Source organism: Solwaraspora sp. WMMD937 (assembly GCF_029581175.1).
Classification (GTDB): Bacteria; Actinomycetota; Actinomycetes; order Mycobacteriales; family Micromonosporaceae; genus Micromonospora_E.
Genome location: NZ_CP120738.1, coordinates 2,788,551 through 2,803,848, shown reverse-complemented (window position 1 = coordinate 2,803,848; position 15,298 = coordinate 2,788,551). Strand labels below are relative to the sequence as shown.

At 70.7% G+C, this 15,298-nt stretch carries 18 protein-coding genes; 8 read left to right on the top strand and 10 right to left on the bottom strand.

Features of this window, described 5'->3' with window-relative positions:
- Nucleotides 1-171: 171 nt before the first annotated feature.
- Nucleotides 172-339: a hypothetical protein gene (locus tag O7621_RS12250; RefSeq protein WP_199757933.1), complete on the top strand. Its 168-nt coding sequence runs from the start codon at nt 172-174 to the stop codon at nt 337-339.
- A 10-nt stretch (nt 340-349) separates the two neighbouring features.
- Here O7621_RS12250 and O7621_RS12245 read toward each other — a convergent pair whose 3' ends face one another.
- From O7621_RS12245 to O7621_RS12215, 7 genes are all read right to left on the bottom strand, one after another.
- Nucleotides 350-985, bottom strand: a complete 636-nt coding sequence (locus O7621_RS12245) for a DUF1775 domain-containing protein (RefSeq protein ID WP_282234074.1) — start codon at nt 983-985, stop codon at nt 350-352.
- The gene (locus O7621_RS12240) at nt 982-2,697 is read right to left on the bottom strand and encodes a copper resistance protein CopC (RefSeq protein WP_282234073.1); all 1,716 of its coding nucleotides are present in this window, start codon (nt 2,695-2,697) and stop codon (nt 982-984) included. Before O7621_RS12240 ends, O7621_RS12245 begins: the two co-directional genes overlap by 4 nt.
- A 2-nt stretch (nt 2,698-2,699) precedes the next feature.
- The gene (locus O7621_RS12235) at nt 2,700-3,419 is read right to left on the bottom strand and encodes a YcnI family protein (protein WP_282234072.1); all 720 of its coding nucleotides are present in this window, start codon (nt 3,417-3,419) and stop codon (nt 2,700-2,702) included.
- Nucleotides 3,420-3,556: 137 nt separating this feature from the next.
- Complete coding sequence (locus O7621_RS12230) at nt 3,557-4,210, bottom strand: GNAT family N-acetyltransferase (RefSeq protein ID WP_282234071.1); 654 nt, start codon at nt 4,208-4,210, stop codon at nt 3,557-3,559.
- Between the two features lie 110 nt (nt 4,211-4,320).
- Complete coding sequence (locus O7621_RS12225; protein WP_282234070.1) at nt 4,321-4,950, bottom strand: GPP34 family phosphoprotein; 630 nt, start codon at nt 4,948-4,950, stop codon at nt 4,321-4,323.
- Nucleotides 4,931-5,269 (bottom strand): hypothetical protein, encoded by a 339-nt coding sequence (locus O7621_RS12220; RefSeq protein WP_282234069.1) that lies wholly within the window; start codon nt 5,267-5,269, stop codon nt 4,931-4,933. Before O7621_RS12220 ends, O7621_RS12225 begins: the two co-directional genes overlap by 20 nt.
- Nucleotides 5,270-5,402: 133 nt before the next feature.
- Nucleotides 5,403-5,783 (bottom strand): hypothetical protein, encoded by a 381-nt coding sequence (locus O7621_RS12215; RefSeq protein ID WP_282234068.1) that lies wholly within the window; start codon nt 5,781-5,783, stop codon nt 5,403-5,405.
- Between the two features lie 416 nt (nt 5,784-6,199).
- Between O7621_RS12215 and O7621_RS12210 the strand changes: the two genes are divergently transcribed.
- The 5 genes from O7621_RS12210 to O7621_RS12190 all read left to right on the top strand — a co-directional run bounded on the left by O7621_RS12210 (nt 6,200) and on the right by O7621_RS12190 (nt 9,785).
- Nucleotides 6,200-6,820, top strand: coding sequence for a hypothetical protein (locus O7621_RS12210; protein ID WP_282234067.1), 621 nt, complete (start codon nt 6,200-6,202; stop codon nt 6,818-6,820).
- A 78-nt stretch (nt 6,821-6,898) separates the two neighbouring features.
- Nucleotides 6,899-7,315 carry a PRC-barrel domain-containing protein gene (locus O7621_RS12205; protein ID WP_282234066.1) on the top strand — a complete coding sequence of 139 codons (417 nt, stop codon included), beginning with the start codon at nt 6,899-6,901 and terminating at the stop codon, nt 7,313-7,315.
- 181 nt (nt 7,316-7,496) lie between these two features.
- Nucleotides 7,497-8,417, top strand: coding sequence for a hypothetical protein (locus O7621_RS12200; RefSeq protein ID WP_282234065.1), 921 nt, complete (start codon nt 7,497-7,499; stop codon nt 8,415-8,417).
- Nucleotides 8,418-8,460: 43 nt separating this feature from the next.
- Complete coding sequence (locus O7621_RS12195; protein WP_282234064.1) at nt 8,461-9,090, top strand: hypothetical protein; 630 nt, start codon at nt 8,461-8,463, stop codon at nt 9,088-9,090.
- On the top strand, nt 9,087-9,785 hold the full coding sequence (locus O7621_RS12190) for a hypothetical protein (protein WP_282234063.1): 699 nt from the start codon (nt 9,087-9,089) through the stop codon (nt 9,783-9,785). Before O7621_RS12195 ends, O7621_RS12190 begins: the two co-directional genes overlap by 4 nt.
- A gap of 41 nt (nt 9,786-9,826) precedes the next feature.
- Here O7621_RS12190 and O7621_RS12185 read toward each other — a convergent pair whose 3' ends face one another.
- From O7621_RS12185 to O7621_RS12175, 3 genes are all read right to left on the bottom strand, one after another.
- The gene (locus O7621_RS12185; protein WP_282234062.1) at nt 9,827-11,236 is read right to left on the bottom strand and encodes a DUF4157 domain-containing protein; all 1,410 of its coding nucleotides are present in this window, start codon (nt 11,234-11,236) and stop codon (nt 9,827-9,829) included.
- A 131-nt stretch (nt 11,237-11,367) separates the two neighbouring features.
- Nucleotides 11,368-12,285 (bottom strand): DUF6745 domain-containing protein, encoded by a 918-nt coding sequence (locus tag O7621_RS12180; protein WP_282234061.1) that lies wholly within the window; start codon nt 12,283-12,285, stop codon nt 11,368-11,370.
- A gap of 109 nt (nt 12,286-12,394) precedes the next feature.
- Nucleotides 12,395-13,759 (bottom strand): Nramp family divalent metal transporter, encoded by a 1,365-nt coding sequence (locus O7621_RS12175; protein WP_282234060.1) that lies wholly within the window; start codon nt 13,757-13,759, stop codon nt 12,395-12,397.
- A gap of 207 nt (nt 13,760-13,966) precedes the next feature.
- Between O7621_RS12175 and O7621_RS12170 the strand changes: the two genes are divergently transcribed.
- Nucleotides 13,967-14,476 carry a hypothetical protein gene (locus O7621_RS12170; protein ID WP_282234059.1) on the top strand — a complete coding sequence of 170 codons (510 nt, stop codon included), beginning with the start codon at nt 13,967-13,969 and terminating at the stop codon, nt 14,474-14,476.
- A 256-nt stretch (nt 14,477-14,732) separates the two neighbouring features.
- The gene (locus O7621_RS12165; protein WP_282234058.1) at nt 14,733-15,287 is read left to right on the top strand and encodes a hypothetical protein; all 555 of its coding nucleotides are present in this window, start codon (nt 14,733-14,735) and stop codon (nt 15,285-15,287) included.
- Nucleotides 15,288-15,298 lie beyond the last annotated feature (11 nt).

The following is a 15,298-nucleotide window of genomic DNA, read 5'->3' as shown; positions in this document are numbered from 1 at the left end:
ACACAGAATCCGCCTGCAGTCTCGTACCGTCATGAGTACGGGGTGCGGTGCCGGGTGTCAGTGGAGAGCCCCCGGTGTCGCACCCCGGCTTCCGGGTCGCACCTGTGGCTCCGCTCGACGGTCCCCTGTTGCGCTCGCGCCGTCGTGAAGGACTGTCGTGGAGGGAGGGACATGGTCTCGTACGACGAGTACCTCTTCGCCGTCGCGGCGACACTGGCCCGCCGACACCGGCCACAGTGGTCGTGGCGCCGGTGGCGGCGGACCTGCCGGTGTGGCGCCGAGCTTCCCTGCCGCACCCTGCACCGGGTGCCGATCAACCGGGGCCACTGGCCACGATGAGGCTCCGCCGTCACCGTCCGGTCAGTCGGTAGCCGACCAGACCGGCACCGACCACCAGCAGCCCTACAGCGGTCAACGCCTGCGCCACACTGGCACCGCCACCGCCGGCCGGCTGATCGGCCGGAGCCGCCGGTGGTGCCGGCGCGAGCACCGCGTTGGTCGCGATCAGCGACGGGGCGGGCCGCTCAGCACCTGGCCCGGTGTCCGACCACTCGTAGCTGTCGCCGTCGACGCACCGCTGCACCGCCGGGAACCAGAAGGTCTGCCCGACCGTCCCGGTCAACCGGACCAGCACCGAGAACTCGGCGACCCCGGCGGCGATCTGCTCGGCGCTGATCGCCGGCCCGGTCCAGCTGACCCGGCCGGGGGTGACCTCGGCAGCCCACCCGGGCGGCTGTCCGGTCGTCGAACCGGCGATCGCCCCGGCCGGCATTTCGACCACCAGCTCGTCGGTGTCCGCGTTGTCGCAGCCGTGGTCGAAAGTGAAGGTCAACGTGGTGGCACCGGCACCGTTCGGGGCCGCGCCGGCCAGCTGGGTGTGGGCCGCCGCCGGCGCCGCCGACCAGAGCGTCACCAGCGCCGCCGGTGCCAGCCCCAGCAGTGCCGCGCCGAGTAGTGCTGCGGCACGTCGTCGGAACCTGTTCATCGGATCTCCACTGGGATGGTCGCGATCGGGCTGTCGAACCGGGAGGTACGCACGTTCACGGTGACCTCCCAGCTGCCAGGCAACGGGAAGTCGGCGACCGCCTCGTAGCGTCCGGGGCCCGTCCGGGCGAGCCGGCGGTCCAGCGGCCCGACCCCGACCTCGGGCAGCGTCACGGTCACCGTCGGCGGCGCGACCGGCTCCAACGGCTGCCCGGCGGCGTCGAACAGCGCCAGCTCCAGCGCGTTGATTCCGGTGGCACCCGGGGTGATCCGGATCTGCACCCGGCCGTCGCCGAGCGCGGAGTCCGCGACGACAGCCTGCTCGAGGGCGCTGGTACGACCGTCGGCCGAGCCGGTGGCGGTGGTGTCGGAGGCCCGGTCCGTCGGGTCCCGGGTGACCAGCACACCGGTGACGGCGAGCACCCCGACCAGCAGCACCGCCTCCGCCCGGACGGTGCGGCGCAGCGAACGCATCGCGGCGGCCTCGGCGTCAGGTCGGCAGGTACGCGGCACCAGCCGGTACCGGTTCCAGCCGGCAATGCAGACGAGCACCCCCACCGCCGCGACCTTGCCGAGCAGCACCAGGCCGTACGTTGTGCCGAACAACGCCGACCAGGAGCCGACGATTCGCCAGCCGAGCAGGACTCCGGCGACCGCCAGCAGGGCGACCAGGAACGCGGCGGTCTGGGAGAACGCGGCCACGACGCCGGCCCGCTGCACGGCCGACGTGGTGTCGAGACGGCGGGACAGCAGGTGCACCAGACCGAGGATGCCGCCGAGCCACACCGCGGCGGTGACCAGGTGCAGCAGGTCGCTGCCCAGGGTCAGCCAGACCGGGCCGAAGCTGCGAGTGTGGCCGACCAGCGCCAACGCGCCGAGCGCCAACCCCGCCCCGGCGAACATCGCCACCCCGGCCGGGCGGCGGGCCGCCCCGATACCGCTGGTCTCCAGCCGAGCTCCGACCATGACCGCGAGCACGCCGACGGCGGTGAGCGCGGCGGCCAGGCCGAGGTCGGACAGGTAGCCGGTCCGCCAGGTGGTCGGATCGGCCAACGCGCCGATGTCGGCCGCGTCCTGCCATGCGGTGGTGACCGGCGGCATCACCGCCACCGCGACGAGGGCGACGACCCCGAGCCCGACCACCGTGGGCAACTGTCGTCGACGCGCCGGAATCTGCAGGAACGACAGGCCGAACACGGCCAGCCCGGTGCCGCCGAGCACGCCGACGTACAGCAGCGCCTCGGTGACCGGGCGGAGCACCCGCAGGGCGAGGTCCGGCTCGGTGACCGGGATCGCGACGCTGCCGGCGGTGGGCGCGCCGATCGCGAAGCTGAACCCGCCGGCAACCGGGTGGCTGTCCGCGGAGATCACCCGCCAGCTGACCACGTACGTGCCGTCGGCCAGGCCGGTCGGCAGGTCGACGACCACGGTGCTGTCCACCGACCTGGCGGTGACGTCGACGGTGGACCCGGCGGCGTCGAGGACCTGCACGCTCTCGGTGCGGACCTGGACCGGCTCGTCGAAGGTCAGGGTGACCGACGACGGCGCCTCAGCGAGCAGCGCGCCGTCCGCCGGATCGTTGGCCAGCAGCGTGGCGTGCGCGGCGGCCGGACCGGCGCCGGCGAGCGCGAGCAGCAGACTGAGCAGGCTTGCGAACAACAGTCCGGATACGGCGAGCCGCGCTGCTCGCCGTACCCGGTGCGGCGACCGCACGCCTATGTGGTCTTCCGGGTGCGCTGCAGCGCCAGGCCGCCGGCGGTGAAACCGAGCAGGCCGAGGATCAGGCCGATCCAACCGACGACGGAGCCGCCGTCGCTGGTGGTGGAACCGGCAGTGGTGAGTTCGGTCGGCTCGGCGTCATCGGCGGGCTCGTCACCGGCGGCAGTGCCGTCGTCGGCGGTGATGACGAACGACGGTGCCGGGTAGTCCAGTTCGTGGCTGTCCTGGCCGTCCGCCGGCACCTGAGCCCAGGCGGTCTCGCCCTGCTCGCAGGTCTGAATGGCGGGGAAGATCAGGGTCTCACCGGCCGCGTCGGGCAATCGCAGGGACAGCTCGAACACGTCGCGGTGGCCTTCGGGCAGTGGGGTCTTGGCGGTGTAGACGATCTCCGCGACTCGCTCGGTGAGCTCGTTGCCGTGGCTGTCGGTGACCGGCGGGTCGAGCGTGGCCATCACCTTCTCGACCGTCCAGCCCTGGTTGATGGTGGGTGTCACCGAGTTGATCAGGTCGGGGATCTGGATCGCCACCTTGGTGGTGGCCGAGCCGTCGCAGCCGTGCGGCACCGACACCGTCAGCACGGTGTAGGAATCGGCGGTGGTGACGGTGGGGGTGACGGTGACATGCGCCGCCGCCGGGGAGCTGGCGAGCAGGACGGCGCCGCCGGCGATGGCGGCGACGGCACCGGCTCGGGCGACGCTACGAAGGGTGGGGTGCATTGACGGGGTTACCTCTCGATCATCGGGCCGCCGAGGGTGCCGCTCGACGGATTCTGCGCATTGGTCGGCTGCCGACGCCCATTGGTTCCCGGCGGACCCGATGATTCGATGAAAGTCGATGGTTACGTAGGCCGGTGTCAACGGTCCTGACTCTGGTCGCCGTCGCTGCCGGACAGCTGGTCGCCCTGAGCCGGCGCGCGCCACATCGGCCAGATCGGCGGGCCGTCCGGCAGCTGGACCGGTTCGTCGGCGACGTACCCGTGCCGAAGGTAGAGGCCACGATTGCGCGGCGTGGTGGCCTCCAGGTACGCCGGGGTGGCCGATGCGTCGAGCAGCCGATGCTGGTGGGTCAGCAGCGCGGTGCCCACGCCCCGGCCCTGCAGCCAGGGTGTGACGCCGAGGTACGCGAGATACCGGTGCGGCCGGTCCGGCCGATGTCCGCTTAGGACACCGTGCAGGGCGGCGACTCGGTGCTGCCAGATGCCGGCGGCGAGCATCAGTCGACGCTGGTGGACGGTGATGTGGTTGGCCGATTCCGGCTGCTCGCGCTGGTACCAGATCGCCACTCCGGTGAACGGTCCCGCCACGTACACGTCGGCACCGGTGTCGATGGCGTGCTCGAGTTCGATGGTGAACAGCGACCGGAAGGTGGTGACCCGGGCATCGATGTCCCCCACCAGCCACTGGGAGACCGGTGCGATCAGAAACGCCTCGGTGAGCAGCGTCGCCGCTTGAGGGATGTCATCGTGGGTGGCGGCCCGGACGGTCATCGCGGGTGTGGTCGCGTTCATCGGCACGCTCCAAGAGGGTGAAAGTGTGGGTGGAATGAGACAGCCGGGATTTGCCCGGTAGGGGGATCGTGCGGTGACAGGTCGAGCCGGCCCTGGCTGGGCGGGCCGGCTCAGGTACGACCGCTCAGCACCGCGTTGCCGACCGCCGCGCCGGTCTGACCCAACAGGTCACGCAGCGCCGGCCGCAGCGCCCGCGGCAGGTCGTCGAGGTGACGGGCCACCTCGGGTTCGGCACCGTCGAGCAGGTAAGTGTCCAGTCCGGTCGCCACGGCCAGCCCGGCAAGGAACAGGTCAGGCTCGTCGAGCGGTTCCATCCGGCGCAGCCGCAGCGACAACCGCGCCCACGGCCAAGCCGCGAGGTTGATGTCGACCGGCACGTAGATCGTCCGGGTGCGCATCAGCCGGCGGACCTGCTCGGGTCTCACGACACCGGCGGCGGTCAGCCGCTGGGCGACGTGGTCCGGAGCGCGCTCCGACAGTACGGTCAACCAGACCCGTACGCTGGTGTGTTCCGGCTCGTCGAGCAGCAGCCGCAGCGCGGAACGACCGAGCGCGTCGGCCGGCGCCGCCGGATCGACCACCCAGACGTGACCGGCGTCGACGACGACGGCCTGCGCGGTGACCAGCTCGGCGAGGACCGCGCTGGCCAGACCGAGCCCGACCGCCCGGGGGTGCAGCCGGGCGCGCCCGGTGACGTCGTGATGGGCTAGCAGAAAGAACTCATCGGCGAGCAACGGCACCGTCGACCACCACCTGCTCGGCGGGCGGCGGCTGGACGCCGGCGCGTCCACCGACGGCGGCCCGGCGCACCGCGGCGACGCTGACCAGCGCCTGTTGGCAAGGTGGATGGTCGGGTCGACAGTCGACGTGGTGGCCGTCGACCCACACCCACTGCCCGCCGTAGCTGCGGGCGGAGCTGATCCGGACGTAGGTGATCAGCAGATCGAAGGGCTCGCCGGGCACGGGACCTCGCCCGTACCGCCATTCGGAGACGGCGAAGCGGAGCACCGTACCCGGCGGCAACTCCGGAACTTCCACGTTGTCAGCATTGGAGGTCATATATATCAATCCAGCCGGAATCATCGGGCGCGCCACTGGGGCATGCGTCGCCATCCGGAGCACCGAAGGGTATCCGGACAACGTTTTTCTCGCGTGAAGATCCAGGTCGGGGAGAGCACTTGGCGGACATTGGTCACGTGGACCAGATGAATTCCAACTCGTCGGCGGCACCACCGATCCGGACCTCGGACAGCACCTCCCGGAACGCCGAGGAAAGATCCCCGACGGCGGTGCCGGCCAACAGATCCGGATGATGAGCCGCAACGGCGTTGAACACGAGACGTTCGACGGTGAGCGCGTCCACTGGGCTCAGCCGGCAGCCGCACGGGGCGCCGTAGACCCAGCCGTTGAGCCTGGCCATCGGAATCATTTGCCGTTCGCAAGTTGCACAGAAGAGCAGGCCGGCCAGGGGTGACGGATAGCCACCCGGCGACGTATCGGGAGCGGCGACCCGAGCATCATTCAGCTCGACGCCGTCGGTGATCTCCCAGCGCGTGCCACGGCTTCTCGCCATCGCGGACTCCTCACCCTGGGACACCATCGATTGACCGCCATCGGCGGACGCAGATCGAGTCTGCCAGGGTACCCACAGTGGTGCAATGCTCAACGCGCCGGTGAAACCGCACCGAAAGTTTGAAAACCCGAAACAGCTGCGGGTTCGCCTTCGTAGACGCTCCGGATGTCGTCCGGATTCCGGTGGCGGCGCCCCGATCGGCCACCTCCACCACGCCGACCAACGAGGACGGTGCACGCACCGGCCGATCCCGACACTGGCGGATGTCGGATACGCTGGTACGCCCACGCCTCGCGCGGGTGATCCCGGTGGCCGGCGGGCTCCCTCCCCATCACCGTCCTGTCGGCCACCGCCGTCGCGACCGGTCGCCAGCACCGCCGTCGCCGACCTTGATCGACAGTGGCACGATCTCCGCCATGGATCACGGGCACGGCAGACTCGAACTGTCCATCGGATACCCAACCAGCCGGCCGACCCGGCTCGCGGTGCTGTCGGTACTGGGCGTCGGACTGGTCACCGCCGGGTGCTGCCTCGGCAGCCTGCTCGGACTGGTGGTCTCGGCCGGCGGAGACGAGCCGACCCTGCCGATGTTGCTCGGCACCGGGCTCGCCCTCGCTGCGTCGGCCGGTATCGGCCTGCCGATCGCCCGGGTCGCCCGGACCGGGGCGTGGCTGTCCGGCACCCAGCTCACCGTACGCGGACTCGCCACCCGCACCGTCGACCTGCGTACGGCCGAGAGCGTGACGATCTCGCCCAGCTCCCCCGCGACCACTGATGCGGACCCGGACAACGGCACGGACCCGAACAGCGGCAGGAGATCGAACAGCGGCGGCGCCCCCGGTACTCCGGTGCTCACCGTCAGCGGCCCGGACGGCACCGTCCGGCTGCCGCTGCGCAACCGGGAGGGCACCCTGCTACCCGCTGCCGAGATGATCGCGCTGGCCCGGGCGTTCTCCGCCGCTTCCTGCCCCGGCGCACACGAGGCCGCCCATCTCCTGCACACCATGGACGCCGATCCGAGCGCCCTGCTGCTGTGACCGCCGGCCGGCGGGTTTGCCGGCCGGCGGAAGTGGTAACCCGGAAAGGGTGAGGCAACCGGCGAGGGAAGGGGCACCATGACCGAGGGGTTGGCGAAGCTGGTCAGGATGAGCGACGCCCACGAAATGGTCGCCGATCCGGCCGAGGACATTCGCGGCCGGAAGGTGTGCGACGCGGCCGGCAACGACATCGGCAAGGTCGACGACCTGCTGATCGACGAGGCAGAACACAAGGTCCGGCTGCTGCGGGTCGAGCACGGCGGCGTCCTCGGTTTCGGTGCCACCCCGTCGTTCGTCCCGGTCGACGCGATCGTCCGGATCACCGACGGCGTCGTGCACATCAACGAGTCGAGTGAGCGGGTGGCCGGTGCCCCGCCCTACGATCCGGAGCTCGTGTCACAGGACAAGTACTACGAGGAGCTGTACGGCTACTACGGTTACCCCCCGTTCTGGGGCGTCGGGTACGTGTACCCGGGCTACCCGTTCTACCGCTAGTCGGCACCGGATCGGGTCGGGGCAACGTGGGCGCTTCGGCGCCGTAGCGGCGTACGCCGGGGTCGGTCAGGCATGGAAGTCCAGTCGATGCCGGTACGTGCATCAGCTCGGTACTCTCTGCGATACGCGATGAGCTCGTCCGCAGCCCACGTGTCGTCGCCGAGTGACTCGGGAGCAGCAGATGAGCCTCCTCTACCGAGCCGTTTGGAAGGACTGCACCGAGGAATCCGACCAGCGGGCCGTCGTGGAGCTGGCACACGAGAGTTTCAGCCGGTGGGCACTGGACGATCCTGATGCGACACCAATCGGCCTCGGTGAGACCGTCGTCGGTGACAAGGTGCTACACCTGCGCGTCCTCGACAGCGACGACATGTACGGGATCGAGGCTCAGTCCCGGGTCAGCCGGGGATCGGCCATCTGGTCGGTGACCCTGCGCGCTCTCGCCACCGGCAGCGCGGTCCACGTCTGGATGGATCTCGGCATGGAAACGGACGAACCGTCCCAGCCGGTTACCGTCGGCCCGCCCCGCGTCGTCCACGACCTGCTGGCCCTGTCCAACCGGCCGTCGCTGGGGGTCACCGACATGGTCTCGGATGTCGCGACGATCACCACCGCTGAGATCCCCGGCCTCATCGAATTGCTGCGCCGCACCGAACGGCGCATCCCGTTCATCGTCTGCGCCGCGCCGGCCGAACACACCGATCCGCACTGGACGGAACGTGCCAGACGGATCGCCCACCGCACCCGGGGCATCGCCACCGTCGTTACCCTCGACGGGGCGGCCACCCCGGCCGACTACGGCCACCTCGGCCGGCTGCGCCAGGCGATGGAGGCGAACGGCCAGTCCGACCTGTTCTGGGGGCTGTCCCAGGCCCCGAGCTCACACAACGGCGCGCCGCCCCGGCCGGAGACCGTGCAGGACGTATCGGAGGCGGTCGCCGCCGCATGGCAGCACCTGGGCGAATGGGTGACGATCGCCCCGGGGGCGGTTGCGTCTGTACGGACGGCGGTGCCGGGCCGCCACCGCCCGATGCGAGGCTCCCCGACATGGTCGTTGCCAACCGCTGACCAGCCGATCCCTGCCGGCCTGGCAGCCGGGTAGCGTGGCCGGGCATTGGCGTCGCGACGGTTGGACAACAGGAGTCATGGCACAAGGTCCCGGATCAGCCCGTCGTTGGCTGCTGACCGGCGCGGTCGTCGCCGCGTTGCTGGTCGGCGGCGCGGCGTGTGCGAGTCCCGGCGGTGCCGAGGCACCGCCAGCGGACGGGCAGCCGACGAGAGTACCGCCGTCGGTGGAATGCCCGCCGGCGGACCAGGCAGTCCCGGTCGACGCCGGCACCGTGGCCGACCCGTCGGTGACGTTCGACCCACTGCCCGACGGCGGGACGCACGTCGCAGCGGCGGTGTCGCCCGCGGACGTCGGTCCGGGGCAGCTCCGGCAGACCGAGCTACGGGTGTACGGGTGCGCGCCGGGCGACTGGTTGCAGGTCTTCGCGACGTCACTGGATACGACGGACTGCGAGATCGTGCTGACCCCGGTCTCGGTACGGGGGCCCGACGAGCAGGATCTGATCTTCGGCCGGCGGTGCGGCAGCGGCGGGTTCCTGGACTTCGACGTGCTCGGGCCGACCGGGCCGGGCGGCATCGAGGTGCTGCACTCGGAGACCGGCCTGGCCGCCGGGCAGGTGACGCAGGACGGTGACCGACTCGTCGTCGTCACCGGATCGCAGGAGCGGTCGCTGGTGTGGCGCGACGGGAGGTACACGGCCGGATGAGCAGCCCGCCACCTGCCGGAGCCGGCCCCAAGCCGCTCGGCGACTCGCACGAGCAGCCGGCGCGTACCCGCGGCGGCCGCCTGCGGGTCACCGTACTGGCGCTGATCGTCCTGCTGATCGTGGTGATCGTCACGGTCGCCGTCACGATGTGGGCGGTGGGCCGGTCGCCGTCGGAGCCGACGACCGCCGGGCCGGCTGCGGCGACGACCGCCGGGCCGACCGCGTCGGCTGGTCCGGCCGGGTCCGGGACCGACGACGAGTTGCTGATCACGACACGCGGGATCGGCCCGTTGCGGCTCAGCGGCAGCGTCGCCGAGTTGACCGCGACCGGTGCCCTCGGCACCGAACCGGGTGACTTCTGCTCCGACCGACTGGTCGGCAACGACGAGTTCGCCGGGGTGGTCGTCCACACCGCCGAGGACGGCATAGCCGCGATGATCGTCGTCGAGGGCTCGTCGCTGTCGACCGCCGAGGGTGTGACGGTGGGCAGCACCAGGGCCGAGCTGCGCGAGGCGTACGGCGAGCAGCTCACCCGGCACACCGCCGAGAACAACCCGTACTCCGAGAACTATCTGGTCAGCAGCGGCACGCTGGCGATCGGCTTCACCGTGTCTCAGGACGCGGTGGGCAAGATCCTGGTGGCGCCGACGGAGGTGCTGCGGACCGTCTACGACGCCGGCGAGTTCCACTGCTGACCCACCGGCCGGTCGGCCGCTGAGCGGTTCCAGACCAGGGTTCAGACCATCGTGAAGTACTCCAGCTTGTATTCGGCGTCGCGGATGAAGACCGGGTACTTGCCGGTGAACCCCGTCCGCCGCCGGAGTTCGTCGGCTGCATCGGTGAAGTTCTGCTGGAAGCCGACCGTGAACCACTGTCTGTGGATCTCGGGCCCGGGGTTGAACAGGAATCCGGCGATGCCGTCCGGTGCCACGCCGAACGCCTTGACCTCGTTGTTGTCCGGGGTGTAGGCGTCCAGGTCCTGTGTCTCGAGCGCGTCGTTCTGGGCGTCCAGCACGGTGTCGTGCAGCTTGCCCAGCTGGTGTAGGGCGCGCTCGTGGGTGGGGATGTTCGCCGGGTCGTACTGGTAGTTGGTCGAATCGTCCTTCGGGCTGAAGTGGAACATCCGGCTCATGTCCTCACCGCCCGGCCGGGCGTCCAACCTGAACGCGTCAGGGATGGCGAGCAGCGCCATCACCCGACCGTTGAACAAGGTCAACTTGAAGTCGTTCTGGATCAGCGACCAGCTCTGCGCCGGGATACGCGGGTCGGGCGGCGGTTTCGTCGTGTCCTGCTTCTTGTTGAACTTCGCCTTCAGCTGCTCCATCTTCGACAGCCCTTGCGCCGGCGGGGCACCTCGGGGGTCGGCGCTGTGGTCCAGCACCCCGAACACCGCGGCCAGATTGTTGATGTCCACGGTCCGCACCAGGACACCCGGCCCGGCCGCGGCGTCGAGGATCCGTTGCGCCTCCGGCGGGGCGTCGGGTTTGGCCTCGTCGTCGGCATCCTTCCGCTGCACGGCACGGTGAGCGTGAGCGTGAGCGTGATCACCGGCGTTGGCGTGATCACCGGCGTGATCGCCGACTGCACCCTGCTGGATGGTGTGGGTCAACTCGTGCCCGAGCAGCGCGTCGCCGCCGGTGGTGCCCGGTCGGTAGTCGCTGCGCCGGACGAACACGTCGGCTCCGACGGTGAACGCCCGGGCACCCAGGGCATGGTTCATCCGGTCGGACTCGGCACCCACGTGGACCCGCACCCCGCGCAGGTCCGCGCCGGACACCCGCTCCATCCGCTGACGTACCCCGGTCGGGACCGGTCGTCCGCCGCCCCGGGCCCGGGCCACGCCCTGCTCCACCGCCACGCCCGCCGACTCACCCACCGCCGTCGCAGGCACCCGCCCGACCGCCTCGGGTGCCCGCTGCACCGACCCGCCGGTCGCCAGCCGCGAGATCCGGTCCGCTTCCCGCTCGAGCGGGTCGGTGGTGGAGCCCACCGCAAGCTTCGCCTGGATGATCGCCCTGGTCTGTCGGTTGCCGTACCGGCGCTGCAGGCGGTGTGCGGGATTCGATGACGGGCGCAGGCCGGGTGCACCGCTGACCAGGGACGCACCCGGCGTACGGCCACCGGGTTCATGCTGGTGCGAATGCATCAGGACAGCCACCGCCCTCCGAGCCTCGGTGGCCGGGAGCCGCCGGGCAGATCATGATCGCCTACGTCCGCACCACATTAGCGAGGAGGCGTCTTTCCACCATCTGCCCGGCAGACTCAGCCGCCGGACGGCTACCCGAGTGGTCGCCAGCCGTCCCGGTACCCGATCGGACCGGCTACCCCCGATGCCGGGCGCTGCTCGCCGTGCCGGGCGCCCGGCACCGGCCCGGTCCGGATCACCGCCGGGCGCTCGACCAGTACGCAGGTCCGCTCCCCCGGCCACCACCAGCCGGCGGACCGGGCCAACGCCGCCCACTCCTCGAGCTGCGTCTCGTCGGCCCGCCGGTACCGGGCCAGCCCGAGCCGGCGCAGCACGTCGTAGTACGCCACCCAGTGCGCGTCCTGCTGGCCGTACCAGGCGGTCGGCACCGGCTGCCGCCCGACGGTCGCGAGTGCCGCGCGGACCGGTAGGGAGAAACCGTCGACGAGGCTGGTCCGCAGCGCGTCGCGGACCCCTTGCTGTAGGACGACCCGCAGCGGTACACCGGCCGCGAGCGCCTCGGTCGGCGGCAGCACCGGCCATTTCGGTCCGGCACCGTCCTGTTTCTTGCCGGCGTCCTTGTTTCGGGCGGCCTTCTTCCGGCCGGCCTGTGCTGGGGTCAGGTCGGGATGGTCGGCGCTCGCGTCCAGGGCGCTGCGCAGCCGGGACAGCCCGGCGGCGATGTCGCTGGCCAGTGGGGGTTTCCCGGCTGGCTGTCGACCTCTGATCCACTGCTGGAGCAGGTCGTGGGTGGGCAGGCCGGTCAGCAGCGGCAGCGCCTGACGGGGTGAGTCGACCCAACGGAACCGGGGTCGACTACGGCAGTGCCGGGCATAGATGCGGGACAGGATGTCCTCTATGGTTACCCGGTCGGCGGGCGCGGTGTCGAGCCCGTGGTCGAGCCATTCGCGCCGGACGGGTTCGGCCAGCCGCCAGTAGGCGACGGCCCGATCGGAAGATGGTGCTGGGGAAGTGGAGCGGGCGGCGTCACGCCGCGTGGGCGCGGTCACCGCGCGAGGGCGGTTCCGCCCTTCCGGTAGGAAGTGATCATGTCCACCATGGTGGCGGATCTGGCCACCGACCGCAACCGGCCTGCCCTCTTCGGCCGGCCGCTTCCGGTCAGCCGGCGAACTGCTGCCACAGGTAGTAGAGCGCGAACCAGGTGAAGAAGACCACGGCGGCGACCACCAGTGCGGTCGCGGCCCACCCGGCGCGCAACGCGCGTGGCATGGTCCGCCGGTTGAGCCACAGCACGAGTCCGGCGACCAGCGGGATGTGCACGGCCTCGATCGACCCGGCGAGGGTCAGCAGGGCGACCGGATTGCCGAAGATCAGGAACACGGCGTACGGCAGGGTCGCCAGCCACACCACGACGGCGGTCCGGCTGATCACCGCCGGGCGGGCGAGGCTGTGCTCGGCGAGCCGTTCCGGCAGCACACGCCGTACGCCGTCGGTGTAGAGCCGCTGCCACCCGTCGATGTTGGTGAGGGTGGCGGTCCAGAACGCCGAGACCAGTCCGACGACCATCAGCCAGAAGCCGACGCTGCCGAACACCTCGCTGAACAGGCGGGTCAGGTCGCGGGCGACGTCGGCTTCGGCGGGCACGATGCCCTCCGGCCGCAGCAGCTCGGCGCCGAGGACCATGAACGCGACGGTGATCAGCGCGACGCCTACCACCGCGAACGTCGAGTCGAGGGTCATCGTCCGCAGCCAGCCGCGTACCCGGTCGATCTGGTGGCTGTCGAGGTCCCGTGGGTCGCGGCGGTCGGCCGCCGCCACCCCGGCGTGGCCGATGCCCTTGGCGGTGATCCAGTACGAGTACCACATCAGTCCGGCCGCGCCGTTGGACAGGAAGCCGAGCCAGGGCAGGATCTCGGCTACCTGCAGGTCGTCCGGCGGCACCGGGACGAAACCGGCTGCGGCCTCGGTCAGGTCCGGCCCGACCTGGATCGCGGCGACGACCGCGCCGAGGGCGAGCGCGATGCCGAGGACCCGGGACACCCATTCGACGCCGGTGTAGTGACCGACCAGCACCAGCCCGGCGGCGGCCGCGATGACCGCGCCGGTCCAGACCTGGATCGGACCGGGTACGGCGAGCGCGACCGCGCTGCCGGCGGCGCTGGCGATCCCGGCGATCGCGGCGATCCCGACCACCAGTTGCGGCACCAGGATCGCCCAGATGGCCCAGCCACGCGGCCCCGGCAGGTCGGCCAGGCCGGTGAGCAGCCGGCGGCCGGTGACGACGCTGTAGCGGCCGATCTCCCGGGTGACGAAGAGCTTGAGGACGAGTACGGCGACCAGTGCCCACATCAGACTGTAGCCGTACTGTGCTCCGACCCGGGGGGTGAACAGCAGTTCGCCGGTGGCGAGGGCGGCGAGCGCCCACAGCACGCCGGGGCCGATGTAGCGGAAGCGGCGCCAGCCGGTCGGTGGTTCGGGTACGCCGGTCGACCGCTGCGGCGCGGCCTCGGTGACCTGGCTCATGCCATGTCTCCTTCGGGGGTGGACTCGTCGGGTCGATGCCACTGCCCGAGCCGGTACCCAGCAGGCGACTCCTTCACGCACAAAGCCCACCGGCCAGCAGATGACTTCACAGCGTTACATCGGTAATCTTTGATGTATTCGTCGTCGCACCCGCACCAGGTGCCGATGACCGTCCACGAAGCATCCGAAACAGCAGAAAGGAAGCAGATGAAGCGCGCAGTCCTGCGTGCGGCGACCGTCCTCGCCGCCGCGATCGCCGCCGCTGCCCTCGCGGCCAGCGGAGCCACCGCCAGCCCGTCGATCCTGCAGCGGTTCTCCGTCCCGTCCGGGGACAACTGCACCTACGGCTACACCCAGGGTCACCTGGAGTGGCGCTCCGCCCCGCCGACCAGCGCGGTACGGGTGACCGGGGTGCTCGCCGACCGTCCGTTCCCGAACGACCCGGGAGCCGTCTGCCGCGACGACAGCCGTTACGCCATCGCCAGCTATACCGCGTACGCCGGCGAGCGGGTCGTCGACGAGACCGCCCGCCGGGTGAACAACGGCGTCGTCGAGATCGAGTTCGTCCTCGGTGCGAACGCCGCCGTCCGAGGGATCGACCGCGTCGTCATCCAGGTCTGCCGGGTGTCACTGCTCGACATCACCCCGATCCCGGACTACTGCGGCCGCCCGTACACCTTCACCCCGTCGACCGTCACCCCGGCCGTGCCCCTCTGACACCGAGCCAGGTAACTCCGCAGCCCGGCGCCGATCCTCGCACCCTGTTTCATGATCAGTTTAATTCACGTCGGTGCCGGGTTGCACCTTGCAAATCAATCGATTAGCGTCGTGGCTGTTGGTCGTCGTACGGGGCGAATTGATCAACCCCCCACTCGCCGGCCAACAATTCCCGCGTGGCTGCAGATCGCGCTATCTCAGTCGCGCGTCCTCAATTGTTCCAGCACGGGGAGGATCAATGAAACAAGCAACACGGGTGCTCAGCGCCCTGGCCGCAACCACCCTCGCCCTCGTCGGCGTTGCCACGCCCGCACAGGCGATGGCTGAGCCAACGGACACTGCGGTCGCGGTGCCGGGAATCGCGCCATCGGGTTCCGCAGGCACCGCAATCTATCTGGACCGCGCCGGCCGGGTGATCCCGATGGCCACGACCACCGGCACGGCCGCAGACGCGACCCTGATCGGCTGCACACCAGAGAGCGGCCGGGACAACCCCCACCGGTCCGGCACCGGGGTGGCGGTGTCGGGCCACGGCTGGTGGCGGCAGGGGAACTGCAGCAACAACCGTGCGAACGTGTTCAACTGCCTCTACGAGTGGTACACGGACAACACCTGGCGACAGAAGGCCTGCTCGTCGACCAGGGAACTACGGCCCTACACCGGAAGCGGCGACCGCACCGTCGCGCGTCACGACTGTGACGACACCCAGATGACGTCGTGGCGCAATCACGTCGACGTCGACGTGATCGGCGAAATCGACACCGGCGAGTGGCCGTATCGCCAGAACGACGTCGCCTGTCGCGTATACTGACCCTTTCGCAG

What these genes read in the sequence shown, in the direction of transcription:
- O7621_RS12250 (WP_199757933.1), top strand. Translation starts at nt 172, where the DNA reads ATGGTCTCGTACGACGAGTACCTCTTCGCCGTCGCGGCGACACTGGCC.
- O7621_RS12245 (WP_282234074.1), bottom strand. Translation starts at nt 985, where the DNA reads ATGAACAGGTTCCGACGACGTGCCGCAGCACTACTCGGCGCGGCACTG.
- O7621_RS12235 (WP_282234072.1), bottom strand. Translation starts at nt 3,419, where the DNA reads ATGCACCCCACCCTTCGTAGCGTCGCCCGAGCCGGTGCCGTCGCCGCC.
- O7621_RS12230 (WP_282234071.1), bottom strand. Translation starts at nt 4,210, where the DNA reads ATGAACGCGACCACACCCGCGATGACCGTCCGGGCCGCCACCCACGAT.
- O7621_RS12220 (WP_282234069.1), bottom strand. Translation starts at nt 5,269, where the DNA reads ATGACCTCCAATGCTGACAACGTGGAAGTTCCGGAGTTGCCGCCGGGT.
- O7621_RS12215 (WP_282234068.1), bottom strand. Translation starts at nt 5,783, where the DNA reads ATGGCGAGAAGCCGTGGCACGCGCTGGGAGATCACCGACGGCGTCGAG.
- O7621_RS12210 (WP_282234067.1), top strand. Translation starts at nt 6,200, where the DNA reads ATGGATCACGGGCACGGCAGACTCGAACTGTCCATCGGATACCCAACC.
- O7621_RS12205 (WP_282234066.1), top strand. Translation starts at nt 6,899, where the DNA reads ATGACCGAGGGGTTGGCGAAGCTGGTCAGGATGAGCGACGCCCACGAA.
- O7621_RS12200 (WP_282234065.1), top strand. Translation starts at nt 7,497, where the DNA reads ATGAGCCTCCTCTACCGAGCCGTTTGGAAGGACTGCACCGAGGAATCC.
- O7621_RS12195 (WP_282234064.1), top strand. Translation starts at nt 8,461, where the DNA reads ATGGCACAAGGTCCCGGATCAGCCCGTCGTTGGCTGCTGACCGGCGCG.
- O7621_RS12190 (WP_282234063.1), top strand. Translation starts at nt 9,087, where the DNA reads ATGAGCAGCCCGCCACCTGCCGGAGCCGGCCCCAAGCCGCTCGGCGAC.
- O7621_RS12185 (WP_282234062.1), bottom strand. Translation starts at nt 11,236, where the DNA reads ATGCATTCGCACCAGCATGAACCCGGTGGCCGTACGCCGGGTGCGTCC.
- O7621_RS12175 (WP_282234060.1), bottom strand. Translation starts at nt 13,759, where the DNA reads ATGAGCCAGGTCACCGAGGCCGCGCCGCAGCGGTCGACCGGCGTACCC.
- O7621_RS12170 (WP_282234059.1), top strand. Translation starts at nt 13,967, where the DNA reads ATGAAGCGCGCAGTCCTGCGTGCGGCGACCGTCCTCGCCGCCGCGATC.